Here is a 26,066-nt window from a genome sequence, read left to right on the forward strand (position 1 = left end):
GTTGCCCCCGTTTTTATCGTCGGGGGTGGGCTCCCCCGCAACAACCTGGTTTTACTTGATCTAATTCTAACGGGGGGGGGGGGGGGTTTTTACCGTAAAACCCCCCCCACCCCCCACCCGTCGGCCGTCAGCCGATCCCCCGCCACCCCTCGGGGTCCACCCCACCGGGCACAGGAGCCGTCTCGTCGTACGGCTGACGCGTGAACACGAACGAACCGAGGTCCAGGTGGCTCACAGTGCCGTCCGGCCGCCGTACGGGCCGTAGAAGCTCTCCGGCGTAGTAGCCCTCCAGACCGGTCCAGGTGCTGTCGCCGTTGCCCCGGAAGCGTGCCCGGCGGCCTGCGCCCGACAGCGGTCCCAGCGAGACAAGCCCGTCGGCCGTCACCCGCAGCGCGAAGGCATGGGTGCCCCAGTACCACTGGCCCGCCAACTCCAGCACGGACGAATCGACTTGGGGCAGGGGACGCCAGGGATCGGGGATGCGCGGTTCGGCCTCCGCGACAATACGGACGAGGTCGGCTCCAACGGCCGACAGCAGCGGGCCGGAGGTGCAGTTCGCCAGTACCACGGCCGCCACGTCCTCCTCCACGCTGATGGTGAGGCCGGCCAGGAAGCCGGGCAGTGAGCCGGAGTGCCCTACGAGCAGCCTGCCGTCGCGGCGCTGGATCTGCATACCGAGGCCGTAGGTGGCACCGTCCAGTACGTCGGAGGGCTCGGCGGGAGCCGCCGGGGTGCGCATCTCCCGTACCGATTCGGCGCTCAGCACCCGGTCGTCACCGGCTGCCAGGAACACGGCGAAGCGGGCCAGGTCACCGGTGGTCGACCAGAGCTGCCCGGCAGGCGCCATCCGGCCGAGGTCCTCCAGCGGTTCCGGGAGCATCGCGTCGGCCCAGGGATGCACCGCCCAGCCGCCCGCGTGCGGCGCCTGCGGCTGGGCGCTCGTACGGTCGAGCTCCAGGGGTTCGAGCACCTCACGCCGGAGCACCTCCTCCCAGGGGGCAGCGCGGAGTTCCTCGACCAACGCACCGAGCAGGGTGTAACCGGGGTTGGAGTAGTGGTGGCGGCGGCCGACGGGGTGCAGGAGAGGCTGTTCACCGAGGACGTCGCTCAGCTCCGGCCGGAGCGAGCCCGGCGTGCGCTCCCACCAGGGCGCGGGCGACTCGGCCGCCAGCCCGCCGGTGTGCGCCAGGAGTTCGGCGATCGTCGCCTCCCCCGCACCGGTGCCCGGCAGATGCTTCTCCAGCGGATCGCCGAGGTCGAGCAGTCCTTCGTCCCGCAGCCGGAGCACCAGAACGGCCGTGAACGTCTTGGTGATCGAGCCGATCCGGTACTGCACGTTCTCATCGGGTCCGTGCCCGTCCACCGAGGTCCGCGCCCCGTGCCAGACGGCTCGCCCGCCCCGCACGACCGCCGCCACCAGTGACGGCGCCCGTCCTTCCGCCTGGGCAAGGGCGATCCGATGCAGCAGCGCCCGTCGGGTGGCGGGGAGCAGCTCTTCCTGGGATGTCGTCATGCTCCCAGTCCACCCGGTGGACGGACCGGCGTCGAGTTCATTTCGCCGGCAGCGCTGATCAGGTCTGAGCCATGTCCACGAAGCGGGAGTAGTGGCCCTGGAAGGCCACGGTGATCGTCGCAGTCGGGCCGTTTCGGTGCTTGCCGACGATGATGTCCGCCTCGCCCGCGCGCGGTGACTCCTTCTCGTAGGCGTCCTCGCGGTGGAGCAGGATGACCATGTCGGCGTCCTGCTCGATGGAGCCGGACTCACGCAGGTCGGAGACCATCGGCTTCTTGTCCGTACGCTGCTCGGGGCCACGGTTCAGCTGCGAGAGCGCGATCACCGGGACCTCCAGCTCCTTGGCCAGCAGCTTGAGGTTTCGCGACATGTCCGACACCTCCTGCTGACGGCTCTCGGAGCGCTTGCCGCCCGACTGCATCAGCTGCAGATAGTCGATGATCACGAGCTTGATGTCGTTGCGCTGCTTGAGCCGGCGGCACTTGGCACGGATCTCCATCATCGACAGGTTCGGGGAGTCGTCGATGTAGAGCGGGGCCGCCGAGACGTCCGGCATCCGGCGGGCCAGCCGGGTCCAGTCCTCGTCCGTCATCGTGCCGGACCGCATGTGGTGCAGGGCGACCCTCGCCTCGGCGGACAGCAGACGCATCGCGATCTCGTTGCGGCCCATTTCGAGGGAGAAGATGACGCTGGGCAGGTTGTTCTTGATGGACGCGGCCCGGGCGAAGTCCAGCGCGAGGGTGGACTTACCCATGGCGGGACGCGCGGCGATGACGATCATCTGGCCCGGGTGCAGGCCGTTGGTGAGCGAGTCCAGGTCCGTGAAGCCGGTGGGCACGCCGGTCATCTCGCCGGTGCGGGAGCCGATCGCCTCGATCTCGTCGAGGGCGCCCTCCATGATGTCGCCGAGCGGCAGGTAGTCCTCGCTGGTCCGCTGCTCGGTGACGGCGTAGATCTCCGCCTGGGCGCTGTTGACGATCTCGTCGATGTCGCCGTCGGCCGCGTATCCCATCTGTGTGATGCGTGTCCCGGCCTCGACCAGACGGCGCAGTACGGCCCGCTCGTGGACGATCTCCGCGTAGTACTCGGCGTTCGCCGCCGTCGGGACCGTCTGGACGAGGGTGTGCAGATAGGAGGCGCCGCCGACCTTGTTGATCTCGCCGCGCTTGGTCAGCTCGGCGGCGATGGTGATGGGGTCGGCCGGCTCACCCTTCGCGTAGACGTCGAGGATCGCCTGGTAGATCGTCTCGTGGGCGGGCTTGTAGAAGTCGTGGCCCTTGAGGATCTCGACGACGTCGGCGATCGCGTCCTTGGACAGCAGCATGCCGCCGAGCACGGACTGTTCGGCGTCCAGGTCCTGCGGGGGAACCCGCTCGAAGGTGGCGCCGCCGCCGTCCCAGTCCCCGTTGTCCCGGCCCCGGTCGTGCCGGTCGTCCCTGCCCCGGCCGCCCTCACCGCGCCGACGGGAAGCGGGCAGACGATCACTGGGACCGGCGTCGGCCCACGGATCGTCCAAGGGCTCGGAAATGCTCACCGAGCCACCTCCTCCCGTCCGCTCGGCGGACCTCGCCGTGCCCTCTTTTGTACGGCACGGCACTGACAACTAAGTCGTCCCATTCCGGTTCTGGACGCGTCGGTTTTATGAGGTTTCCGAGGCCGTGACAAGGAGCGGGCGCCGGACCACGTTAGGCCCGCGGGCACCGTCAGCCAATCTGGTTATCCACAGGCCATGTGGACGACGGTCCGTATGCTGTGGAGAACTCACCAAAACCTGTGCACGACGCGGTGGACAGTGCTGTGAACAAGCCCTCGATCTCCGTCCACAAACACCGCTGACCTGCAGCTTTCCCATCCACCGGCTGTGCAGAAGAAAAACTTCCCCACTCGGATCAAGATCGCTTCGAACGGTGCGCGAACGTGCAGACCACACAGCACAGAGTAAGGGTCAGTATCCAGTTGCATCTCTTACCTGTGGACGATTACATTGGTGCCCATGCCACAGGCTCCCGCGATCCCCCAGGCCACCCGGCGGCGGCACGACCGAGAGATCGTCGCACTGGCCGTCCCGGCCTTCGGCGCACTCGTCGCCGAGCCGCTTTTCGTCCTGGCCGACAGCGCGATCGTCGGCCATCTCGGCACCGCGCAGCTCGCCGGTCTCGGGGTCGCCTCAGCCCTCCTCACCACCGCGGTGAGCGTCTTCGTCTTCCTCGCCTATGCCACCACGGCCGCCGTCGCCCGCCGGGTCGGCGCCGGCGATCTCCCGGCGGCCATCCGTCAGGGCATGGACGGCATCTGGCTGGCGCTGCTGCTCGGTGCCGCGGTCATCGCCGTCGTCCTGCCCCTGGCTCCCGGCATCGTGGACGTCTTCGGCGCCTCGACCACCGCGGCCCCCTACGCGACGACCTATCTGAGGATCTCCTCGTTCGGCATCCCGGCCATGCTGGTCGTACTCGCCGCCACCGGCGTTCTGCGCGGCCTCCAGGACACCCGGACCCCGCTGTACGTCGCCGTCGCCGGCTTCGTCGCGAACGCCGGACTCAACGCAGGGCTCGTCTACGGCGCCGGACTGGGCATCGCCGGCTCCGCCTGGGGCACCGTCATCGCCCAGTGCGGGATGGCGGTGGTCTATCTGACCGTCGTGGTCCGGGGAGCCCGTAAGCACGGTGCGTCGCTTCGCCCCAACGCCTTCGGAATACGGGCCTCGGCACAGGCCGGCGTGCCATTGCTCATCCGGACGCTCTCACTGCGGGCCATCCTCATGATCGCCACGGCTGTGGCGGCGCGGCTGGGCGATGCCGATATCGCCGCCCACCAGATCGTGCTGTCGTTGTGGAGCCTGCTGGCCTTTGCCCTGGACGCCATAGCAATCGCCGGGCAGGCCATCATCGGCCGCTTTCTCGGTGCGGGGGACGTGGTGGGTGCCCGCGAGGCCTGCCGACGCATGGTCCAGTGGGGCATCGCCATCGGAGTGGCCCTGGGCCTGCTTGTGATGGCCACCCGGCCACTGTTCCTTCCGCTGTTCACCAGTGACCCCGCCGTGACAGACACCGCACTGCCCGCACTGCTCATCGTGGCGCTCTCCCAGCCGATCTCCGGCGTGGTCTTCGTCCTCGACGGCGTACTGATGGGCGCCGGAGACGGGCCGTATCTCGCGGGAGCCATGGTCGTGACCCTCGCGGTCTTCACGCCGGTGGCTCTGCTCGTCCCCGCATTCGGCGGCGGACTCGCTCCCCTCTGGGCAGCCATGACGCTGATGATGACCGTGCGGATGCTCACGCTCTGGCTGCGCGCCCGCTCGGGACGCTGGATCGTGACGGGCGCGACGCGCTGACCGATGCACTGGTGGTGTTTCACGTGAAACACCACGAGCCGCCATGTTTCACGTGAAACACGCCGGCCCTGCCAAACCAAAGGGGCCGCACCCTCACGGGTGCGGCCCCTTTCAGCTACTGCTCAAGCCGAGCGCAGCGTCAGGCCGCGACGACCTCGATGTTGACCGTGGCGGCAACCTCGGGGTGCAGACGCACGGACGTCGCGTGGGCGCCCAGGGTCTTGATCGCCGAAGCGACCTCGATGCGACGCTTGTCGACCTCGGGGCCACCGGCAGCCTTGATCGCCGAAGCGATGTCGGCCTGGGTGACGGAACCGAAGAGGCGACCGGCGTCGCCGGCACGCACGGCCAGGCGGACCTTGACGCCCTCGAGCTGGGCCTTCACCTGGTTGGCCTGCTCGATGGTCTGGATCTCGTGGATCTTGCGAGCACGACGGATCTGCTCGACGTCCTTCTCGCCGCCCTTGGTCCAGCGGATAGCGAACTTCCGCGGGATCAGGTAGTTGCGAGCGTAGCCGTCCTTGACGTCGACGACGTCGCCGGCAGCACCGAGGCCGGAGACCTCGTGGGTGAGGATGATCTTCATGTTTCGGTCACCCTTCCCTTAGCGCGCGGTGGACGTGTAGGGCAGCAGCGCCATCTCACGGCTGTTCTTGACGGCCGTGGCGACGTCACGCTGGTGCTGCGTGCAGTTGCCGGTCACGCGGCGGGCACGGATCTTGCCGCGGTCGGAAATGAACTTCCGCAGCATGTTCGTGTCCTTGTAGTCCACGTACTGGACCTTGTCCTTGCAGAAAGCGCAGACCTTCTTCTTAGGCTTGCGCACAGGCGGCTTCGCCATGGTGTTTCTCCTGTGTGATCAAGAAGTGGGGATGCGAGCCCTTGACCCCTAGAAGGGGGGCTCGTCCGAGTAGCCGCCACCGCCGCCGCTGCCGCCGGAGCCGCCGCCCCAACCGCCGCCGCTCTGGTTGCCGCCACCGGCGGGAGCACCGGAGGCCCAGGGGTCGTCGTTGGGAGCGCCGCCCTGCTGGCCGCCACCGGAGCCGCCGCCCCAGCCGCCGCCACCCTGGCCGCCACCGCCGCCGCCGCCGTAACCGCCCTGGCCACCGCGGCCGCCACCACCGGCGGCCTTGGTGACCTTGGCCGTGGCGCTCCGCAGGCTGGCGCCGACTTCCTCGACGTCCAGCTCGTAGACCGTGCGCTTGACACCGTCGCGGTCCTCGTAGGACCGCTGCTTCAGTCGGCCCTGCACGATGACGCGCATGCCTCGCTGGAGCGACTCGGCGACGTTCTCCGCCGCCTGCCGCCAGACCGAGCAGGTCAGGAAGAGGCTTTCGCCGTCCTTCCACTCGTTCGTCTGGCGGTCGAAGGTGCGGGGAGTGGACGCGACGCGGAACTTCGCGACCGCCGCACCGGACGGGGTGAAGCGCAGCTCGGGGTCGTCGACAAGATTGCCGACGACCGTGATGACGGTCTCGCCTGCCATGGGGGAACCTCTCGGCGGGTTTGCTGCTGGCTGCTTACTGCTACTCGAAACCCGAGATCAGCTGAGCTGGAAGCTCAGTGGGTCTCGGGGCGGAGGACCTTGGTCCGGAGGACCGACTCGTTCAGGTTCATCTGGCGGTCGAGCTCCTTCACGACCGCAGGCTCGGCCTGCAGGTCGATGACCGAGTAGATGCCCTCGGGCTTCTTCTTGATCTCGTACGAGAGACGACGACGGCCCCAGGTGTCGACCTTCTCCACCTTGCCGTTGCCCTCGCGGACGACGGAGAGGAAGTTCTCGATCAGGGGGGCGACAGCGCGCTCCTCCAGATCGGGGTCGAGGATGACCATCACCTCGTAGTGACGCATGTGGAACCCACCTCCTTTGGACTCAGCGGCCACGGTCGTTCCGTGGCAGGAGGGTTGTGATGCGTACGCAACGGTATCGGCCGCCACTGACATTCGGGGGGTTCCCTCGGGATCCCCTGTCGCGGCCTGGGCAGACACCGGTGCAGACGGTAAAGAGTACCCGCACACCCGCTTCCGGTTGAAATCCGGCGGCCGGGGCCCTCAATCTGTACACATCGGGTGTGTACGGCGCTACGATGCGCCGCCTTCCGCAGGAGGTGCCCTATGGCACAGGCATTGCGACCCAACACCGCCGGATCCCTGTTCGCCACTGACGGCAGGACCCATCCGCTCCAGGACTCGCTGATGGCAGTGACCCTGGCGCTCGGGTTGATCGCCTTCATCACGTCGTTCTTCCACGGCCTGCACCTGCTCAGCTCCTGGACCGGCCTGATCGGCCTCTTCACCGGCCTGTACGGGCAGTGGATCTCGATCACCACGCGCGAGCGTTTCGGTCTGATCCTGGGTCTCGGTGCCTCGGGCGTCGGCTTCTTCATCGGCATGGCGAACGGCGGGCTGTTCGGGTAGGCCTCCGGCACCCCCGCACCACCGCGGAACGCCCCGGCCGCACAAGGGCCGGGGCGTAGGCACCGTACGGCCGGTCGGGCCGCGGGCAAGGCGCAGTAGGCTTCGGCGCGAGAGCCGGAGCCCCTGTACCCATGGGGACACACCAGCCCGAGGAGCGCCCCGACATGAGCCTGACCCTGAGGACCATCAGCCGCGAACAGCATCTGGCGTACATCCAGAGCCTGCCGGCGGCTAGCCACATGCAGGTCCCGGCCTGGGCCGATGTCAAGGCGGAGTGGCGTTCGGAGAACCTGGGATGGTTCGACGAGCGCACCGGCGAAATGGTCGGCGCGGGCCTGGTGCTGTACCGCCAGCTGCCCAAGATCAAGCGCTACCTCGCGTACCTGCCCGAGGGCCCGGTCATCAACTGGTTCGCGCCGAATCTGGACGAGTGGCTCCAGCCGATGCTGGCCCATCTCAAGCAGCAGGGCGCGTTCTCGGTGAAGATGGGCCCGCCGGTGATCATCCGGCGCTGGGAGGCCAACTCCATCAAGCAGGGCATCCAGAGCCCGGACGTGAAGCGGCTGCGCGACATCGAGGCCGACTTCATCGAGCCGCGCGCCTTCGAGGTGGCCGACAAGCTGCGCCGGATGGGCTGGCAGCAGGGCGAGGACGGCGGCGCCGGCTTCGGCGACGTGCAGCCGCGCTATGTCTTCCAGGTGCCGCTGGCGAACCGTTCCCTGGAAGAGGTCCACAAGAACTTCAACCAGTTGTGGCGGCGCAACATCAAGAAGGCCGAGAAGGCCGGTGTCGAGGTCGTCCAGGGCGGCTACCAGGACCTGGCGGAGTGGCAGCGGCTGTACGAGATCACCGCCGTGCGCGACCACTTCCGGCCGCGCCCGCTGTCGTACTTCCAGCGCATGTGGACGGCCCTCAACACCGAGGACCCGAACCGGATGCGGCTGTACTTCGCCCGGCACAACGGGGTGAACCTGTCCGCGGCGACCATGCTGGTCGTCGGCGGGCACGTCTGGTACTCCTACGGCGCCTCCGACAACATCGGCCGTGAGGTGCGGCCCTCGAACGCGATGCAGTGGACGATGCTGCGCGACGCCTACGCGCTCGGCGCCACCGTCTACGACCTGCGTGGCATCTCCGACTCGCTGGACGAGACGGACCACCTCTTCGGCCTGATCCAGTTCAAGGTGGGCACCGGCGGCCAGGCCGCCGAGTACCTCGGCGAGTGGGACTTCCCGCTGAACAAGCTGCTCCATAAGGCGCTCGACATCTACATGTCGCGCCGCTGACGTCGCGTTCAGTGCTTCGATACCTCTGACACACACCGCTGCCATCAAGAAGGGTTCCGGGTCCGGCCATGGCGCTCACGCTCTACGTCGACACCGCGCGCTGGCGTGCGCACCACAAGCACGTGCAGGAGCAGTTCCCGGGCCTGGTCCCGGTCTGCAAGGGCAACGGCTACGGCTTCGGGCACGAACGGCTGGCGGAGGAGGCCACGCGTCTGGGCTCGGACGTCCTCGCCGTCGGCACGACGTACGAGGCCGCACGGATCAAGGACTGGTTCGGCGGTGACCTGCTGGTGCTGACGCCGTACCGGCGCGGCGAGGAGCCCGTCCCGCTGCCCGACCGCGTCATCCGCTCGGTGTCGTCGATCGACGGCGTGTACGGCCTGGTGGGTGCCCGGGTGGTCATCGAGGTGATGTCCACGATGAAGCGGCACGGCATCAGCGAGCAGGACCTGCCGCAGCTGCACTCCGCCATAGAGAACGTCCGGCTGGAGGGCTTCGCTATCCATCTGCCGCTGGACCGCACCGACGGCTCGGACGCCGTCGAGGAGGTCATCGGCTGGATGGACCGGCTGCGTGCGGCCCGGCTGCCGCTGCACACGATGTTCGTCAGCCATCTCAAGGCCGACGAACTCGCCCGGCTCCAGCAGCAGTTCCCGCAGACCCGGTTCCGGGCCCGGATCGGCACCCGGCTGTGGCTCGGGGACCACGACGCCACGGAGTACCGCGGGGCGGTCCTGGACGTCACTCGGGTGGCCAAGGGCGACCGGTTCGGCTACCGGCAGCAGAAGTCGGCCTCGGACGGCTTCCTGGTGGTCGTGGCGGGCGGTACGTCGCACGGGGTGGGCCTGGAGGCCCCGAAGGCCCTGCACGGCGTCATGCCGCGCGCCAAGGGCGTCGCACGGGCCGGTCTGGCCACGGTGAACCGGAACCTTTCTCCGTTCGTCTGGGGTGGCAAGCAGCGCTGGTTCGCGGAGCCGCCGCACATGCAGGTGTCGATCCTGTTCGTACCCTCGGACGCCCCGGAGCCCAAGGTCGGTGAGGAGCTGGTGGCCCATCTGCGGCACACCACCACCCAGTTCGACCGCCTCGTGGACCGCTGAGGTTTGAAGGACAGCGAAAAGGGCCGTACACGGACTTCCGTGTACGGCCCTTTCCTTCGCCCTCGGCCGGCGGGAAGAGGTGTTCGCTCAGAGCGAACTGTCCTCGGAGGATCGGCTTCCCCATTCCACCTGCGGCCCCTCGAACTGGACGGCGTGGCGTGGAGGACGGGCCGCGGAGCCGAGCACGAAGACGTCCTCCGCGCCGTCCAGCACCCCGCCCGAGGGGTCGTCGTCACCGGAGCGGCGCACCACGTCCCGCTCGGGCATGAGGATGTCGCGTACGACCATCGCGCACAGGTAGAGCGTGCCCAGCAGATGCACGGCGATCGCCCAGTGGTAGCCGTTGGTCGGCAGACCCTTGTGGGCGTCTCCGCTGGTCGTGTACGCGAGGTACATCCAGATCCCCAGGAAGTACGCCACCTCGCACGCCTGCCAGATCAGGAAGTCCCGCCACTTCGGCCGGGCGAGGACGGCCAGCGGCACCAGCCACAGGACGTACTGGGGGGAGTAGACCTTGTTGGTGAGGATGAAGGCCGCCACCACGAGGAAGGCCAGCTGGGCGAAGCGCGGCCGCCGCGGGGCGGTGAGGACCAGGGCGGCGATGCCCACGAAGCAGAGCAGCACCAGGGCCATGGCCGCGTTGTTCACGAAGCCGGTGGACGGCGGAGTGGTCGTGTTCTGCGCCCAGATCAGCCAGAACGAGCCGAAGTCGACGCCCCGGTCGTGGCTGAAGGTGTAGAACTTCGACCAGCCGTCGAAGGCGAAGAGCATCACCGGCAGGTTCACGACGAGCCAGGCGGCCACCGCGCCGCCCGTGGCGATCCAGAACTCCCGCCATTTGCCCGCGCGCCAGCACAGCAGGAACAGCGGCCCCAGCAGGAACACGGGATACAGCTTGGCGGCCGTGGCAAGCCCCAGGAGGACCCCGAAGGCGAGGGGACGGCTCCGGGACCACATCAGCATCGCCACGGCCGTCAGAGCGACCGCCAGGAGGTCCCAGTTGATGGTGGCGGTCAGTGCGAAGGCGGGCGCCAGGGCGACCAGCAGACCGTCCCAGGGGCGCCGGCGGTGCGTACGGACCACGCACACCGCGATGACGGCGGTGCACACCATCAGCATCCCGGCGTTGACGAACCAGTACACCTGCTCCTGAAGCTGGATACTGCCGCTGCCCGGCGTGAGCCACGCCGCCACCTCCATGAACACACCGGTCAGCACCGGGTATTCGAGGTAGTCCATGTCGCCCGGGAGCTTGTCGAAGTAGGGCACCAGGCCGTCGGCGAAGCCCCGCCCCTGGTAGAGGTGCGGGATGTCCGAGTAGCAGGCGTGGGTGTACTGGGAACTCGCCCCGAAGAACCAGCCACTGTCGTAGCAGGGCACCTTCTGGACCATTCCGAGGGCGAACATCCCGATCGCCACGAGCACCACGACCCGCAGGGGCGTCCACCAGGACGTCCCGAGCAGCGCACGCCGCCCGATGGGGCCACCGATCAGCTCACTGCCTGCCGCGGCGATCTCGTCTTCCCTGGTCGGCCGCACCGGCTCCGGCTCGCGCACGCCCGCGGGCGTCGTCTCTGCACTGGGCATGGGGCCCATCCTGCCGTACCTCTCTAGGAATACGCCGAGGGCCGCCGCACCTCGTCGGATGCGGCGGCCCCTGTTTCACGTGAAACATGCTTCGGCGGGCGAAATGGCCACCAACCGGTCAAGGGTCTCGCGGTTAGCCGGTCGACCCGCCGAAGAGGTTTCCGCCATTGCCATTGCCTCTGGTGTTTCCGTTGCCGGTCGTCTCCGTGGCTGTCGGCGAGGACGTCGTGCCGGACGTGCTGCCGGTGTCGCCGCCGTCGGTCGAGCAGTTCCAGGCGAACTGGCAGGTCTCGGTCGCGCTGGGCGACGGTGCGGTGACCGTCTCACTGGGCGTGGCGCTGGGCGTCTCGCTCGGTGTCTCGCTCGGCGTGATGCTGATCGTCGGCGTCGGCGAGGGAGCCCCCGCCTCGTCGGAGATCTGACCGATCTTGGTCGCCTCGGGGAAGCCCAGGTCGTTGGAGTTCTTCAGCGCGGCCTTCATGTACTCGGTCCACACCGAGGTCGGGATGTCACCACCGTGGATGGACTCCACGCCGGCGGTGCCGTTCATGGAGAGCAGCTCGGCGTCCTTCGGGTTCTCACGGAACATCGCCACCGACGTCGCCAGCTGCCGGGTGTAGCCGACGAACCAGGCCGACTTGTTGCTGTCGGTGGTACCGGTCTTGCCCGCCGCCGTACGGCCCAGGGCCTTGGCGTTCTGACCCGTACCGTTCTGGATGACGTTCTGCAGGACGTCCGTGACGTTGTTGGCGACGTTCTCGTCCATCGCCCTGGACGCCTTCGGCTTGTCGAAGCCAGGCAGCTCCTGCCCGTCCTTCTTGACCGCGGTCACGGAGTACGGCTCCACGTGTTCACCGGACGCCGCGAAGGTCGCATAGGCATCGGCCATGCGGATGGCGCTGGGGGTGGACGTACCGATGGCGAACGACGGGTTCAGACCCTGCAACATGCTGTCGGTCAGGATCCCGGAGTTGTGGGCCATGTCACGGACCTTCGTGAGTCCCACGTCCACGCCCAGCTGCACGAACGGCGTGTTGATCGACTGCTCCATCGCCTTGCGCAGGGTGATGTAGCCCCAGGCGTGGGTGCTCTCGTTCCGCTGACGGAAGATCGAGTTGTCCTTGTTCAGGTAGAACGTGCCGTCCGGCCGCTGCACCTTGAGGTTGTCGTCGCCGTTGTACTTGCTCAGCGGCGACACCCCGACACCGTCGGTCTTGTACGTGCCGTCCTGCATGGCCGCGGCCAGGACGAACGGCTTCCACGTCGAACCGACGGGGACACCGGAGGTGTCGGCGTTGTTGGTGAAGTGGTTGTTCTCGTAGCCGGCGCCGCCGTACAGAGCCACGATCTTGCCGTCGTTGGGCACCACCGACGCGGCACCGAACTGGACGTACTTGTCCTTCTCGCGGTTCTTCGGGTCCAGGCGCGCTTTCTGCACCTTCGCCACGGCCGCGCTGAGCGCGTTGACCTTGGCCTTGTCGAAGGTCGTGTAGATCTGGTAGCCGCCCTGGTCGAACTCCGCCTCGGTGATGTTGGAGTGCGCGAGGACGTACTTCTTGGCCGTGTCGGCGAGGTAGCTGATCTGGCCGGTCATGCCCTTGACCGCCTTGCGGCCCTGGGGCAGGGGGTACGTCTTTATGGCCTGCTGGTAGTCGGCGTCGTTGAGGTGCCCGTCCTTGTGCATCTCCTCGAGGATCCAGCCCCAGCGTTCGTGCGACCGCTTGTAGTTGGCCTCCTTGGTGGCCGAGGGGTCGATGTCCCGGTTGCCCGCGGGGTCGTAGTACGTCGCACCCTTGAGCAGCGCCGCCAGCACCGCGCACTGGCTCGGGGTGAGGTCCTTGGCGTTCACGCCGTAGTAGGTCTGGGCGGCGGCCTGGATGCCGTACGCGCCCCGGCCGAAGTACGAGGTGTTCAGGTAGCCCTGGAGGATCTCCGGCTTGGTGAGCTTGGTGCCCACCTTGATGGAGATGAACATCTCCTTGAACTTGCGCGTGATCGTCTGGTCCTGGCTGAGGTAGGTGTTCTTGACGAACTGCTGGGTGATCGTCGAACCACCCTGCGTCTGACCACCCCGGGCCATGTTGACCAGGGCGCGGGCGATACCCATGGGGTCGACGCCCGAGTCCGTGTAGAAGCTCTTGTTCTCCGCCGAGATCACCGCGTACTGCATGGCCTCGGGGATCTGGTCGATGGTGACGTTCTGCCGGTTAACGCCCGTACCGGTCGCGACCATCTGCTGACCGTTGCCCCAGTAGTAGACGTTGTTCTGGGACCGGGCTGCCGTGTTCTCGCTCGGGACGCCCACCATGGCGTAGCCGACACCGACCAGGGCGACCAGACTGCCCAGGAAGGTGAGGGACAGCCCCGAGACGAGCTTCCAGGAGGGGACCCAGCGGCGCCAGCCGAACTTGTGCGCCCTGGGGTAGTCGATGAGGCGCGTCTTGCCGGGCGCCATCGACGCCTGGCCTCTGCCACGCCCTGGCCCGGCAGGACCGCCCGGACCATGACTTCCGTTGTCGGCCGCTCTGCGGCGGCTTCCCGTGTTTCTCTGCGCCGCCCGGCGTGTCTCGGCACGGCTGCCATAAGGGCGCTCCGCATCACCCGAGCCCTGGGAGTCCGTCCCGGAGGAACGGAACCCATAGTCGGAAGGAGACCCGGTGGCGCCTCGCGGTGCCGCACGGCGGCCGGAGGACGGATCGTACTGGCCGCGTCGGGCCGCGGCACGTCCGTCTCCGCCTCCCTGCGGCTGCGGCGGTTTGCGACGGTGCTCGCTCATCGAACGATTACTCCTCGGGCAGGCGCACCCGTGCGCGCCTGGAAACGGCGGCTGGTTTCCGGTCCCCCCGAAGTACGGATGTGGTCGGTCCTGCATTCACCCGTACGGCACCGAGGACATCGACGCCCCCCGGCGTCACTTGGTTCCCGGTGGTCTGCATGCCGCACAGACTACGCACCGCCAAAACCCGCCGGGCCCCGAAGTTCACACCAAATCAGGCAACTTGCCTCCTGCGAATCGGTGATGTGATCCCGTTCACCGCCGTTCCTCTTGTCGCATAGGTCAGCCCGATCTATCGTCGGGATGTATCGAGTCGATACATCAGAGCGAGATAAGCGACCAGCGGACGAGAAGGAGGCGACGATGAGCCGGCGCTCCGGCATCCTCGAGTTCGCCGTACTCGGCCTGCTCCGCGAGTCCCCGATGCACGGCTATGAGCTGCGGAAACGGCTCAACACATCACTGGGCGTCTTCCGGGCGTTCAGCTACGGGACGCTCTACCCCTGCCTCAAGACGCTGGTCGCCAACGGCTGGTTGATCGAGGAGCCGGGAAACACCACCGAGGACGCCCTCGCCGCGCCGCTCGCCGGCCGCCGCGCCAAGATCGTCTACCGGTTGACGGCCGAGGGTAAGGAGCACTTCGAGGAGCTCCTCTCCCAGACCGGCCCCGACGCGTACGAGGACGAGCACTTCGCCGCGCGGTTCGCCTTCTTCGGGCAGACCTCGCGCGATGTACGGATGCGCGTGCTGGAGGGCCGCCGCAGCCGGCTGGAGGAGCGCCTGGAGAAGATGCGCGTCTCGCTGACGCGTACCCGGGAGCGCCTCGACGACTACACGCTTGAGCTCCAGCGCCACGGGATGGAGTCCGTGGAGCGCGAAGTGCGCTGGCTGAACGAGCTCATCGAGAGCGAGCGGGCCGGTCGGGACCTGAAGGGTTCTGCGTCCGGGGGGTCCGCTCAGCAGAACACCACCAATGGAGCGCCGGGCGGCCTGCCCCGGTCCGGGGATTTCCTCCGGCCGGATCTGCCCGACGACACCGCCACGTGAGACCCGCTCAGGGCCTCACTCGTACACACAGGGAGCAACCGGAATGGGTTCGGTTCGCGTAGCCATCGTCGGCGTGGGCAACTGTGCCGCGTCGCTGGTGCAGGGAGTCGAGTACTACAAGGACGCCGACCCGGCGTCCAGGGTCCCCGGCCTGATGCACGTCCAGTTCGGCGACTACCACGTCAAGGACGTCGAGTTCGTCGCCGCGTTCGACGTGGACGCCAAGAAGGTCGGCCTTGACCTTGCGGACGCCATCGGCGCCTCCGAGAACAACACCATCAAGATCTGCGACGTGCCCACGTCCGGTGTCACCGTGCAGCGCGGCCACACCCTCGACGGCCTCGGCAAGTACTACCGCCAGACCATCGAGGAGTCCGAGGCCGAGCCGGTCGACGTCGTCCAGGTCCTCAAGGACAAGCAGGTCGACGTCCTCGTCTGCTACCTGCCCGTCGGCTCCGAGGACGCGGCGAAGTTCTACGCCCAGTGCGCCATCGACGCCAAGGTCGCCTTCGTCAACGCCCTCCCGGTCTTCATCGCCGGCACCAAGGAGTGGGCGGACAAGTTCACCGAGGCCGGTGTCCCGATCGTCGGTGACGACATCAAGTCGCAGGTCGGCGCCACCATCACGCACCGCGTCATGGCGAAGCTGTTCGAGGACCGGGGTGTCGTCCTGGACCGCACGATGCAGCTGAACGTCGGCGGCAACATGGACTTCAAGAACATGCTCGAGCGTGAGCGCCTGGAGTCCAAGAAGATCTCCAAGACGCAGGCCGTCACCTCCCAGATCCGCGACCGCGAGCTCGGCGAGGGCAACGTCCACATCGGCCCGTCCGACTGGGTCGCCTGGCTCGACGACCGCAAGTGGGCGTACGTCCGCCTCGAGGGCCGCGCCTTCGGCGACGTCCCGCTGAACCTGGAGTACAAGCTCGAGGTCTGGGACTCCCCGAACTCGGCCGGTGTCATCATCGACGCCGTGCGTGCCGCGAAGATCGCCAAGGACCGCGGCATCGGCGGCCCGATCCTCTCCGCGTCGAGCTACTTCATGAAGTCCCCGCCGGTCCAGTACTTCGACGACGAGGCCCGCGAGAACGTGGAGAAGTTCATCCGCGGCGACGTCGAGCGCTGACCCGACACCACCGCACACCAGAGCCAAAGCTCGCAAAAAAACGCTCCTGCCAGGGCTGTGAGGGTCCCCGGGTCATCCGACCCGGGGACCCTTCCCCTATGTGCGGTCCCATATGTGAGGCTGTGCCCCATGCCCGTCGTCCGCGACCTGCGTGTCCTGCTGCGCCTGCGGAACTTCCGCCGTCTGCTCGCCGTGCGCCTGCTCTCCCAGGGCGCCGACGGCGTCTACCAGGTCGCACTGGCCGCCTACGTCGTCTTCTCCCCGGAGAAGCAGACCTCACCGGCCGCGATCGCCTCCGCCATGGCGGTCCTCCTCCTCCCGTACTCCCTCGTGGGGCCCTTCGCCGGCGTCCTGCTGGACCGCTGGCGCCGCCGCCAGGTCCTCCTCTACGGCAATCTGCTGCGGGCGCTGCTGGCCTCGGTCACCGCCGCGCTGATGGTGAGCCATGTCCCCGACTGGCTCTTCTATGTCTCCGCCCTGTGCGTCACGGCCGTCAACCGCTTCGTTCTTTCGGGCCTCTCCGCCGCTCTGCCGCGGGTGGTCGACACCGATCGGCTGGTGCTCGCCAACTCCCTGTCTCCGACCGCCGGAACCCTCGCCGCGACCGCCGGCGGCGGACTCGCCTTCGCTGTACGGCTGGTGGCCTCGGACTCCGACGCCGCGGTGGTGGTGCTGGGCGCCGCGCTATACCTGTGCGCGGCCCTCACCTCACTGACCATGGCTCCCGGGCTGCTCGGCCCCGACCGGCGGTCGGCACCGCCACGCCTGGGCACGGCCGTCGTCACCACCGTCCGGGACCTGCTGGCGGCGGTACGGCATCTCGCCGCGCCCGAGCGCCGCGAGGCGGCCTGGGCGCTGTTCGCCATGACGCTGATGCGCTTCTGCTACGGCGCTCTGCTGGTCCTGGTGCTGATGCTGTGCCGCTATGCCCTCGCCTCGAATCCGGACGACGGCCTGCGACTGCTGGGGCTGGCACTGGGGATCTCCGGCGCCGGTTTCTTCGCGGCGGCGGTGGTGACGCCCTATGCCGCGGGACGACTCGGTCCCGGCCGCTGGATCGTCGCGTGCGCGGCGTCCGCCACCGTCCTGGTGCCGGCTCTGGGGCTCCCGTTCACGACCGGCCCGATGCTGGTCGCCGCCTTCGTCCTGGGGCTGATCACCCAAGGAGCGAAGATCTCCACGGACACCATCGTGCAGTCCTCCGTCGACGACGGCTTCCGCGGCCGGATCTTCTCCGTGTACGACGTGCTCTTCAACGTCGCCTTCGTCGGGGCCGCCGGTGTCGCCGCCCTGATGCTGCCGCCGGACGGCCGCTCGGCGAGCCTCGTCATCACGGTCGCCGTCGTCTACGCAGCCGTTGCTGTGACCATGGCCCGCTTCGAAGGACTGCTCGAAGTACGGGAGTAGCGGCGAGGTCATGTTTCACGTGAAACATCGCCCCTCGCCCCGTTCACGTCGAGGTCATGTTTCACGTGAAACATGACCTCGATCCACACGCTCAGCCCTGCTCGGCCCACCACTGCTTGAGCGCGGTCACCGCTGCGTCATGCTCCATCGGCCCGTTCTCCAGCCGGAGCTCCAGCATGTGCTTGTAGGCCTGGCCGACCTCCGGGCCCGGCCGAATGCCCAGGATCTCCATGATCTGGTTGCCGTCGAGGTCCGGACGGATCGCGTCCAGCTCCTCCCGCTCCTGCAGTTCGGCGATGCGCTCTTCGAGGCCGTCGTAGGCGCGGGAGAGCGCCGCCGCCCTCCGCTTGTTGCGGGTGGTGCAGTCGGACCTGGTCAGCTTGTGCAGTCGGTCAAGAAGCGGTCCTGCGTCGCGGACATAGCGGCGGACCGCCGAGTCCGTCCACTCCCCGGTCCCGTAGCCGTGGAAGCGCAGATGGAGTTCGACCAGCCGTGAGACGTCCTTCACCAGTTCGTTGGAGTACTTCAGGGCCGTCATGCGCTTCTTGGTCATCTTCGCCCCGACCACCTCATGGTGGTGGAACGAGACCCGGCCGTCCTTCTCGAAACGACGGGTGCGCGGCTTGCCGATGTCGTGCAGCAGCGCGGCAAGGCGGAGGGTCAGATCGGGACCGTTCTCCTCCAGCGCCATCGCCTGCTCCAGGACGATCAGCGTGTGGTCGTAGACATCCTTGTGCCGGTGGTGCTCGTCGCTCTCCAGACGCAGGGCCGGCAGTTCGGGCAGGACATGGTCGGCGAGGCCCGTGTCGACGAGCAGCGTCAGTCCCTTGCGGGGGTTCGCTGAGAGGACCAGCTTGTTCAGCTCGTCCCGGATCCGCTCGGCCGAGACGATCTCCAGACGTCCGGCCATGTCCGTCATCGCGGCAACGACCTCGGGGGCGACCTCGAAGTCGAGCTGTGCGGCGAAGCGGGCGGCCCGCATCATCCGCAGCGGGTCGTCCGAGAAGGACTCCTCGGGCGTCCCCGGGGTGCGGAGCACACGGAGCGCCAGGTCCTCGAGGCCGCCGTGCGGGTCGATGAATTCCTTCTCCGGAAGCGCCACCGCCATTGCGTTGACCGTGAAGTCACGCCGGACGAGATCCTGCTCGATGGAGTCCCCGTACGACACCTCGGGCTTGCGCGAGGTGCGGTCGTAGGCCTCGGAACGATAGGTCGTGACCTCGATCTGAAAGTGCCGAACAGCGTCTCCGACGCGGGCTTCCTTCTGCGCCCCGACCGTGCCGAAAGCGATACCGACGTCCCAGACGGCGTCCGCCCAGGGCCGGACGATCTTCAGCACGTCCTCGGGGCGGGCGTCGGTGGTGAAGTCCAGGTCGTTGCCGAGCCGGCCCAGCAGCGCGTCCCGAACCGAGCCGCCGACCAGGGCAAGCGAGAACCCGGCCTCCTGGAATCGGCGGGCGAGGTCGTCGGCGACGGGCGCCACCCGCAGCAGCTCACTCACCGCGCGCTGCTGCGCCTGGCTCAGGGCATTGGAAGAGTCTTCATTGGCGTTCGGCACAACAGAACAGGGTACGTGGCCCGGGCCGCCCGAAGCGCCGCCATATTCCGCTGGCGCCCCTTACACCGCCTCCACATAAAGAGGGTGAGACAGCTCACTCCATATCCCCACAAGAGCAGCGATAGGCGCTTACCGGAATCTCCCCGTAATACTGAACATAGGGGATGGGCCGGTCTCCTCTCCCGATCTTGTGGAGCAGACCGCGGCACTTCCATTCAGCGCGCCTCGTTACCATGCGTGGACGCACATTCCGACGACCACTGACGACGACGAGGGACGGACGAGCGCGTGGCCGAGGCGGCAGACTTCCAGGGGACGCCCTCACCTGCCCGCCGCTGGCTGCGGCGGACCGGGGCACTGCTCGCGGGCGCGCCTCTGCTGGCCGGTCTGATGCAGCTGCCCGCCGCGGCTCCGGCGCAGGCGGCCGGCTCCGACACGGTGTCCGTCGCCCTGGACTCTCTCAGCCCCAGCGCCCCCGCCGACGGGGACACTCTGACGGTCTCCGGCACGGTGACCAACGACGGCAAGCAGGCCGTCACGGACGCCCAGGTGGACCTGCGGGTGGGTGCTCAGCTCAGCACGCGCTCCGCGATCGAGTCCGCCGCGCAGCACCCCGACGACCTCCAGTCGAGCCTCGGCACCGCGGTCGGCGGCAAGTACACCGAGTCCTTCGACTCGCTCGCCCCGGGGGTCGCCGAGCACTTCAGCCTCTCCGTGCCGGTCGACAAGCTCGACCTCGGCCAGGACGGGGTGTACCAGTTCGGTGTCTCGCTGTCCGGCCAGACGGCCGCACAGCCGTGGGACCAGGTGCTCGGCATCCAGCGCACGTTCCTGCCGTGGCAGCACTCCGAGGCCGACACGAAGACGAAGGCCACATATCTGTGGCCGCTGATCTCCACCGTCCATGTGACGGCGAAGACAGGGGCGGGCGAACTGCAGACGCCGGTCTTCCTCGACGACGACCTCACCAAGGAGATCTCCCCCGGCGGCCGGCTGGCCCAGATGCTGGCGCTCGGCAAGGACCTGGACGTCACCTGGGTGATCGACCCGGACCTGCTCGCCTCCGTGGACGCGATGACGCGCAGCTACCGGATCCAGGGCGCCGGCGACACCACCACGGCCGGTACCCATCAGGCGGTGGCCAAGCAGTTCCTGGCCGACCTGCAAAACGCGGTGGCGGACAAGGAGGTCGTGGCCCTTCCCTTCGCCGACCCGGACCTGGCCTCCCTCGCGCACAACGGCACCAGCGTCACCGGCTCGCTGAGCCACCTCAAGGACGCCACCGACGTCGCGACCACCACCGTACAGACCGTGCTCCATGTCACACCGAACACCGACTTCGCCTGGCCCGTGAACGGCGCCGTCGACCCGTCGATCATCAAGGTCGCCACCTCGGCCGGCGCCGACAAGGTGATCGCCCGCAGCGACAGCCTCCAGGAGACCGGCGGGCTGTCCTACACACCGTCGGCGGCGCGCCCCATCGGTGGCGGTACGACCGCGGTGGTCGCGGATGCCCGGCTGTCCACGGCGTTCGAGGGCGATCTCACGAAGGCCGACTCGGCCACCCTCGCGGTGCAGCAGTTCCTGGCCCAGAGCCTGGCGCTGAACGACCAGACCGACAAACAGCGCAGCATCGTCGTCGCCCCGCAGCGAATGCCGTCGGCAAGCCAGGCCCAGGCGATGGCGACGGCGATCACCGCGCTGCAGGACAGCAACTGGTCCCAGTTCCAGGACCTCGCCGCGGCCGCCAAGGACAAGCCCGACCCCGGCGCGACCACGAAGATCCCCTCGTCGTCCGCCTACCCCTCCTCGCTGCGCAAGCAGGAACTGCCCCGGACGGCTTTCGAGCAGATCGCCCGCACCCAGGACAAGCTCGACAACTTCCAGGTGATCCTCACCAACCAGTCGCGGGTGGTGACCCCCTTCGGGCGGGCCATAGACCGTGAGATGTCCACGTCGTGGCGGGGCGGCGGCAGCGAGGCGGACAGCTTCCGCACGGGCGTGGAGTCCTGGCTCGACAGCCTCACCGACCAGGTCAAGCTCATCGACAAGTCCGAGACCAAGCTCTCCGGCCGCAGCGCCACCATCCCGGTGACCGTCCAGAACAACCTGGTCCAGGGCGTCGGTCACCTGGTCCTGCGGCTCACCTCGACGATGCCGACCCGCCTGGAGATCGGCGGCAAGCCCTACTACGAGCAGCGCGTCGAGGTCTCCGGCGGCCACAGTCAGTCCGTGAAGTTCTCCACCTCGGCCAACGCCAACGGCCGGGTGGAGGTCATCGCCCAGCTCTACACCGAGGACGGCCAGGAGTACGGCGACCCCGTCCGCTTCGACGTGAAGGTCACCGAGGTCACGCCCACCGTGATGCTGGTCATCGGCGGCGGGGTGCTGCTGCTGGTGCTCGCCGGCTTCCGGATGTACACCCAGCGCAAGCGGGCGGCCGCCCGCCAGGCCGAGGAGGGCGACGGCCCGGACACGGCCGGCGACGACACCCCGGACGCTCCGAACGCCCCCGACGCCCCGGAGAGCGACGGCGCCGAGGGCACCGGCGGGCCGGGGAACCCCGACGCAGGTGACCATCGCCACCAGGGGGAGTCCGAGGCGCGGTCCGGGGCAGACGACCCGGAGCAGCCGAGTGACCCGACGCCGGACACCGCACCGGAAAGCACCGACCCGTCCGGGACGGGTGAGAGAGTGGACCGTTGAGCGATGTCGTGGCCGGTGTGGCCCGGGACGATGAGGTGGGGTAACCATGAACGCGCCGTACGACGGTGAACGCGGCCAAGGCGCGGCCGGTTCGGGCTACCCCGAGCCGCCGCCGGAGGCCGGCCAGGTCCCGCCGCAGCACGCGGCTGACATGTACCTCCAGGACGCCTACGACCAGGACCCCTACCGGGCGCAGGACCTCTCCGCCCAGGACCCGGTCGCCGAGGCGCTCTACGACCGCGCCGCGCACCCCCCGCCGCCCCCGGGCACCTACCCGCAGCAGCCGCTGTACGGACAGCCCGCCCAGTCGCCGTACGCCCCCGACCCGCATGTGTGGGCCCAGACCCCGGCGCCGGAGCCGGAGGGCCCGTCCCAGTACCTGCCCTACGGCGACAACCCGCGCACGACGCAGTTCGTGGGCGTCGACGACCTGGTCTCGCACTCCGGTGAGCAGCACCACGAGCCGGACGCCTTCGCGCACCTGTTCAGGGACCAGCAGCAGGGCGGCTACCGGGATCCCCGGCAGGACGGCGGACACCTGCCCCCGGAGCCCCCGTCGGTGCCGGGACCGGCCGCCGCCCCGGGTGGGCCGTCCCTGGCGCCGCAGTATCCGACGCCCGCCACCGCCCAGACCCTGAACCTCGGCGCCACCCCCGCAGCGCCCCCGGCACCCGCCCGGACCACGGCTCCGCCGGCCCCCGCGGCCGCCTCCGCGAAGAAGAGCGGGAAGGCGACAGGGCTGCTGAAGTCCAGCGCCGTGATGGCGGCGGGCACGATGGTCTCCCGGCTCACCGGCTTCGTCCGCTCCGCACTGATCGTCTCCGCGCTGGGCGTGGGTCTGCTCGGTGACACGTTCCAGGTCGCCTACCAGCTGCCCACGATGATCTACATCCTGACCGTCGGCGGCGGCCTCAACTCCGTCTTCGTGCCGCAGCTGGTGCGCGCCATGAAGGAGGACGAGGACGGCGGAGAGGCGTTCGCCAACCGGCTGCTGACCCTCGTGATGGTGGCGCTGGGCCTGCTCACCGCGGCCACCATCGCGGCCGCTCCCTTCCTCATCCGCCTGCTGTCCGACTCGGTCGCCAGCGACCCGGCGGCCAACGCGGTCGGCATCACCTTCGTCCGCTACTTCCTGCCCTCGATCTTCTTCATGGGCATCCACGTGGTGATGGGTCAGATCCTCAACGCGCGGGGCAAGTTCGGCGCGATGATGTGGACCCCGGTCCTCAACAACATCGTCATCATCGTCACGCTCGGCCTGTTCATCTGGGTGTACGGCACCGCCGCGCACTCCGGGATGAAGGTCACCACCATCCCGCCGGAGGGCCAGCGGCTGCTCGGCATCGGCGTGCTGCTCGGCCTCGTGGTCCAGGCCCTGGCGATGATCCCCTATCTGCGCGAGACCGGGTTCCGGCTGCGGCTGCGCTTCGACTGGAAGGGCCACGGCCTCGGCAAGGCCGCCACCCTCGCCAAGTGGACCGTGCTGTTCGTCCTCGCCAACCAGGCGGGCGCACTCGTCGTCTCCCAGCTGTCGACCTCGGCCGGCAAGCACTCCCCGGTCGACGGCACCGGCTTCGCCGCCTACGCCAACGCCCAGCTGATCTGGGGCCTGCCGCAGGCCATCATCACGGTCTCCCTGATGGCGGCCCTGCTGCCGCGGATCTCCCGCTCGGCCGCCGAGAACGACACGGGCGCCGTCCGCGACGACATCTCCCAGGGCCTGAGGACGACTGCCGTCGCGATCGTCCCCATCGCCTTCGGCTTCCTGGCCCTCGGCATCCCGATGTGCACCCTGATCTTCGGCTCCTCGGGCACCAGCGAGGCCACCAACATGGGCTTCATGCTGATGGCATTCGCCCTCGGCCTGATCCCCTACTCGGTGCAGTACGTCGTCCTGCGTGCCTTCTACGCGTACGAAGACACCCGCACCCCCTTCTACAACACGGTCATCGTCGCCGCGGTCAACGCGGGTGCCTCGGTCGCCTGTTACTTCCTGCTCCCGGCCCGCTGGGCGGTGGCCGGCATGGCCGCCTCCTACGGCCTCGCCTACGCGACCGGCGTCGGGGTCGCCTGGAAGCGGCTGCGCAAGCGGCTCGGCGGCGACCTGGACGGCTCCCGGGTCACCCGCACCTACGCCCGGCTGTGCATCGCCTCCGTACCGGCCGCGCTGCTCAGTGGTGCGGCCTGCTACGGCATCGGCCACACTCTGGGGCAGGGTGTGATCGGTTCCTTCGCCGCGCTGCTGGCCGGCGGGGCCATCCTGCTCGGCGTCTTCTACGTGGCCGCGCGCCGCATGCGCATCGAGGAACTCAACTCCCTCGTGGGTATGGTGCGGGGGCGCCTGGGGCGCTGAGCCGGGGGTAAGCGCACAACCATCGTCCGCCGCCGCGTGTCGTGCATAGCGGGGGACTGTGGGCACAATTGGATTCGGCGTCGGACAGCGTGCAACGGATGGGGAGGCAGGGAACGACGGTGGCGGAACGGAGCACAGCTGCCGTCGACGTGGCAGACAACAGCGGTGACGAGCCGCTGACCGCCAAGGCGGGGCAGTCCACGGCCGACGGGGTGGCACAGAACCCGGAGCGGGACACGGACAGCGACGAGGCACAGGGGAGCGGCACGCCCGCGGACCCCGGAAGGAAGGCCTCACCTCCCGAACTGCACAGCGGTCACAAACTCGCCAGACGCTACCGTCTCGAGGAGTGCGTCACCCGTCTGGACGGTTTCAGCAGTTGGCGTGCGGTCGACGAGAAACTGCGGCGTGCCGTCGGTGTCCATATCCTGCCCTCCGACCACGCACGTACTCGTGCCGTGCTGGCCGCCGCCCGTTCCGCCGCGCTGCTCGGCGACCCGCGGTTCGTGCAGGTCCTGGACGCGGTCGAGGAGGACGACCTCGTCTATGTCGTCCACGAGTGGCTGCCGGACGCAACGGAACTGACCGCGCTGCTGGCGGCCGGCCCGCTGGAGCCGCACGACGCCTACCAGATGGTCAGTCAGATCGCCTCCGCCATGGCGGCCGCGCACCGCGAAGGCCTGGCCCATCTCCGTCTCAACCCGAACGCGGTGCTGCGCACCTCCACCGGCCAGTGGCGTATCCGCGGCCTCGCGGTGAACGCGGCGCTGCGCGGCATCAGTTCCGACACCCCGCAGCGCACCGACACCGAGGCGATCGGCGCCCTGCTGTACGCGGCGCTGACCCAGCGCTGGCCGTACGAGAGCGACGCCTACGGTCTGGCCGGGCTGCCCAAGGACGTCGGCCTGATCGCACCCGACCAGGTGCGTGCCGGGGTCCACCGCGGCCTGTCCGAGCTCGCCATGCGGGCTCTCGTCAACGACGGCGCCACCGCCTCCCGCCATGAGTCCGCGTGCACCACGCCGGAGGAACTGGTGAAGGCGATCGGCGAGATGCCCCGCATCCGTCCGCCGGAGCCGGCGTTCACGGCACCGCCCGAGTACCAGCGCACCACGTACCAGCAGGGCACCTACGGCCGCCCCACGCCGCCCGGCGTGACGCAGCCCATCCAGGCACCGCCGCCACCGCTCCAGAGCCGTACCGGCAAGGCCCTCAAGTGGGCGGTCTCCGCCCTCCTGATCGCCGCCCTGGGCCTGGGCAGCTGGCAGCTCGCGGACGCCCTGATGAACCAGGGCGACAAGTCCGACAGCAACAACACCCAGACCACGGACGACGGCGACAAGAGCAGTCCCAGCCCCACGCCCGCCGCCGCGATAAAGATCCAGAACGCCCAGGAGTACATCGCCGAGGGTGAGGCCCAGCATCCCAACGACGTCGGCAAGACGTACGACGGCAGCACCTCGACGTACTGGAGGACCAACACCTTCCTGAAAGGCCCGGAACTGGCGCCGTACAAGCCAGGCGTGGGCATCGTCTACGACCTGGGCTCCGCGAAGGAACTCGCCACGGGAACCGTCTCCCTTCGCTACTCTGGCGATCACACGACGATCGCGCTGTACGCCGCCGACTCGCTGTCCCCGGGGCCGGTCAGCTCGTTGACGAAGATCGGCAGCGTCACCACCACCGGTGACACCGCCACGGTGAAGGTCACCAAGAAGGTGAAGAGCCAGTACGTGCTCGTGTGGATGACCGCCGTACCGAATTCGGGTCCGGACTCCGCCGCGTACGCACAGGCCGGCTACAAGCAGGCCATCACCGAAGTGAAGTTCACAGGCTGACGTCTCACCGGAGGCACCGA

19 protein-coding genes are annotated in these 26,066 nt (G+C 68.6%); 10 read left to right on the plus strand and 9 right to left on the minus strand.

Annotated features, from left to right (window positions below; all coding sequences use genetic code 11):
- Positions 1 to 127: 127 nt before the first annotated feature.
- Positions 128 to 1,513: a serine hydrolase domain-containing protein gene (locus ACIRR9_RS03295; protein ID WP_403747059.1), complete on the minus strand. Its 1,386-nt coding sequence runs from the start codon at positions 1,511 to 1,513 to the stop codon at positions 128 to 130.
- A 58-nt stretch (positions 1,514 to 1,571) separates the two neighbouring features.
- Entirely contained in the window at positions 1,572 to 3,047 is a 1,476-nt protein-coding gene (dnaB, locus tag ACIRR9_RS03300) for a replicative DNA helicase (protein ID WP_123975744.1), read from the minus strand.
- A gap of 459 nt (positions 3,048 to 3,506) precedes the next feature.
- Here dnaB and ACIRR9_RS03305 point away from each other — a divergent pair, with 459 nt between their 5' ends.
- Entirely contained in the window at positions 3,507 to 4,844 is a 1,338-nt protein-coding gene (locus tag ACIRR9_RS03305) for an MATE family efflux transporter (RefSeq protein WP_403747061.1), read from the plus strand.
- Positions 4,845 to 4,983: 139 nt separating this feature from the next.
- Here ACIRR9_RS03305 and rplI read toward each other — a convergent pair whose 3' ends face one another.
- The 4 genes from rplI to rpsF form a co-directional block, all read right to left on the minus strand.
- Positions 4,984 to 5,430, minus strand: coding sequence for a 50S ribosomal protein L9 (gene rplI, locus ACIRR9_RS03310; RefSeq protein ID WP_123975742.1), 447 nt, complete (start codon positions 5,428 to 5,430; stop codon positions 4,984 to 4,986).
- Positions 5,431 to 5,448: 18 nt separating this feature from the next.
- Positions 5,449 to 5,685, minus strand: a complete 237-nt coding sequence (gene rpsR / locus ACIRR9_RS03315; protein WP_006381652.1) for a 30S ribosomal protein S18 — start codon at positions 5,683 to 5,685, stop codon at positions 5,449 to 5,451.
- A gap of 48 nt (positions 5,686 to 5,733) precedes the next feature.
- Positions 5,734 to 6,330, minus strand: a complete 597-nt coding sequence (locus tag ACIRR9_RS03320) for a single-stranded DNA-binding protein (RefSeq protein WP_403747063.1) — start codon at positions 6,328 to 6,330, stop codon at positions 5,734 to 5,736.
- Between the two features lie 74 nt (positions 6,331 to 6,404).
- Positions 6,405 to 6,695: a 30S ribosomal protein S6 gene (rpsF, locus tag ACIRR9_RS03325; protein WP_005482942.1), complete on the minus strand. Its 291-nt coding sequence runs from the start codon at positions 6,693 to 6,695 to the stop codon at positions 6,405 to 6,407.
- A 264-nt stretch (positions 6,696 to 6,959) separates the two neighbouring features.
- Here rpsF and ACIRR9_RS03330 point away from each other — a divergent pair, with 264 nt between their 5' ends.
- The 3 genes from ACIRR9_RS03330 (at position 6,960) to ACIRR9_RS03340 (ending at position 9,648) form a co-directional block, all read left to right on the plus strand.
- Positions 6,960 to 7,262, plus strand: a complete 303-nt coding sequence (locus ACIRR9_RS03330; protein WP_403747065.1) for a hypothetical protein — start codon at positions 6,960 to 6,962, stop codon at positions 7,260 to 7,262.
- A 164-nt stretch (positions 7,263 to 7,426) separates the two neighbouring features.
- Complete coding sequence (femX, locus tag ACIRR9_RS03335; RefSeq protein WP_123975739.1) at positions 7,427 to 8,548, plus strand: peptidoglycan bridge formation glycyltransferase FemX; 1,122 nt, start codon at positions 7,427 to 7,429, stop codon at positions 8,546 to 8,548.
- A 68-nt stretch (positions 8,549 to 8,616) separates the two neighbouring features.
- Positions 8,617 to 9,648 carry an alanine racemase gene (locus tag ACIRR9_RS03340; RefSeq protein ID WP_365339250.1) on the plus strand — a complete coding sequence of 344 codons (1,032 nt, stop codon included), beginning with the start codon at positions 8,617 to 8,619 and terminating at the stop codon, positions 9,646 to 9,648.
- A gap of 87 nt (positions 9,649 to 9,735) precedes the next feature.
- Here the strand turns inward: ACIRR9_RS03340 and ACIRR9_RS03345 are convergent, their stop codons facing one another.
- Complete coding sequence (locus ACIRR9_RS03345) at positions 9,736 to 11,235, minus strand: glycosyltransferase family 87 protein (RefSeq protein WP_403747068.1); 1,500 nt, start codon at positions 11,233 to 11,235, stop codon at positions 9,736 to 9,738.
- Positions 11,236 to 11,368: 133 nt separating this feature from the next.
- On the minus strand, positions 11,369 to 14,011 hold the full coding sequence (locus tag ACIRR9_RS03350) for a transglycosylase domain-containing protein (RefSeq protein WP_403747069.1): 2,643 nt from the start codon (positions 14,009 to 14,011) through the stop codon (positions 11,369 to 11,371).
- A 363-nt stretch (positions 14,012 to 14,374) separates the two neighbouring features.
- On the opposite strand from ACIRR9_RS03350, the gene ACIRR9_RS03355 reads away from it, so the two are divergent.
- From ACIRR9_RS03355 to ACIRR9_RS03365, 3 genes are all read left to right on the plus strand, one after another.
- Positions 14,375 to 15,058, plus strand: a complete 684-nt coding sequence (locus tag ACIRR9_RS03355; protein WP_403747071.1) for a helix-turn-helix transcriptional regulator — start codon at positions 14,375 to 14,377, stop codon at positions 15,056 to 15,058.
- A gap of 43 nt (positions 15,059 to 15,101) precedes the next feature.
- Positions 15,102 to 16,184 (plus strand): inositol-3-phosphate synthase, encoded by a 1,083-nt coding sequence (locus tag ACIRR9_RS03360; RefSeq protein ID WP_384560799.1) that lies wholly within the window; start codon positions 15,102 to 15,104, stop codon positions 16,182 to 16,184.
- A 129-nt stretch (positions 16,185 to 16,313) separates the two neighbouring features.
- Entirely contained in the window at positions 16,314 to 17,591 is a 1,278-nt protein-coding gene (locus ACIRR9_RS03365; protein WP_403747072.1) for an MFS transporter, read from the plus strand.
- Positions 17,592 to 17,682: 91 nt separating this feature from the next.
- Here ACIRR9_RS03365 and ACIRR9_RS03370 read toward each other — a convergent pair whose 3' ends face one another.
- A complete protein-coding gene (locus ACIRR9_RS03370) occupies positions 17,683 to 19,149 on the minus strand; it encodes a CCA tRNA nucleotidyltransferase (RefSeq protein ID WP_384560803.1) in 1,467 nt (488 codons plus the stop codon).
- Positions 19,150 to 19,437: 288 nt separating this feature from the next.
- Between ACIRR9_RS03370 and ACIRR9_RS03375 the strand changes: the two genes are divergently transcribed.
- The 3 genes from ACIRR9_RS03375 (at position 19,438) to ACIRR9_RS03385 (ending at position 26,046) form a co-directional block, all read left to right on the plus strand.
- The gene (locus ACIRR9_RS03375; RefSeq protein WP_403747074.1) at positions 19,438 to 21,855 is read left to right on the plus strand and encodes a DUF6049 family protein; all 2,418 of its coding nucleotides are present in this window, start codon (positions 19,438 to 19,440) and stop codon (positions 21,853 to 21,855) included.
- Positions 21,856 to 21,901: 46 nt separating this feature from the next.
- Positions 21,902 to 24,208, plus strand: a complete 2,307-nt coding sequence (gene murJ, locus ACIRR9_RS03380; RefSeq protein ID WP_403747076.1) for a murein biosynthesis integral membrane protein MurJ — start codon at positions 21,902 to 21,904, stop codon at positions 24,206 to 24,208.
- Between the two features lie 119 nt (positions 24,209 to 24,327).
- The gene (locus tag ACIRR9_RS03385) at positions 24,328 to 26,046 is read left to right on the plus strand and encodes a serine/threonine protein kinase (protein WP_403747078.1); all 1,719 of its coding nucleotides are present in this window, start codon (positions 24,328 to 24,330) and stop codon (positions 26,044 to 26,046) included.
- Positions 26,047 to 26,066: the final 20 nt, after the last annotated feature.

This window comes from Streptomyces sp. NPDC101234, assembly GCF_044767525.1.
GTDB classification, from domain to species: Bacteria; Actinomycetota; Actinomycetes; order Streptomycetales; family Streptomycetaceae; genus Streptomyces; species Streptomyces sasae.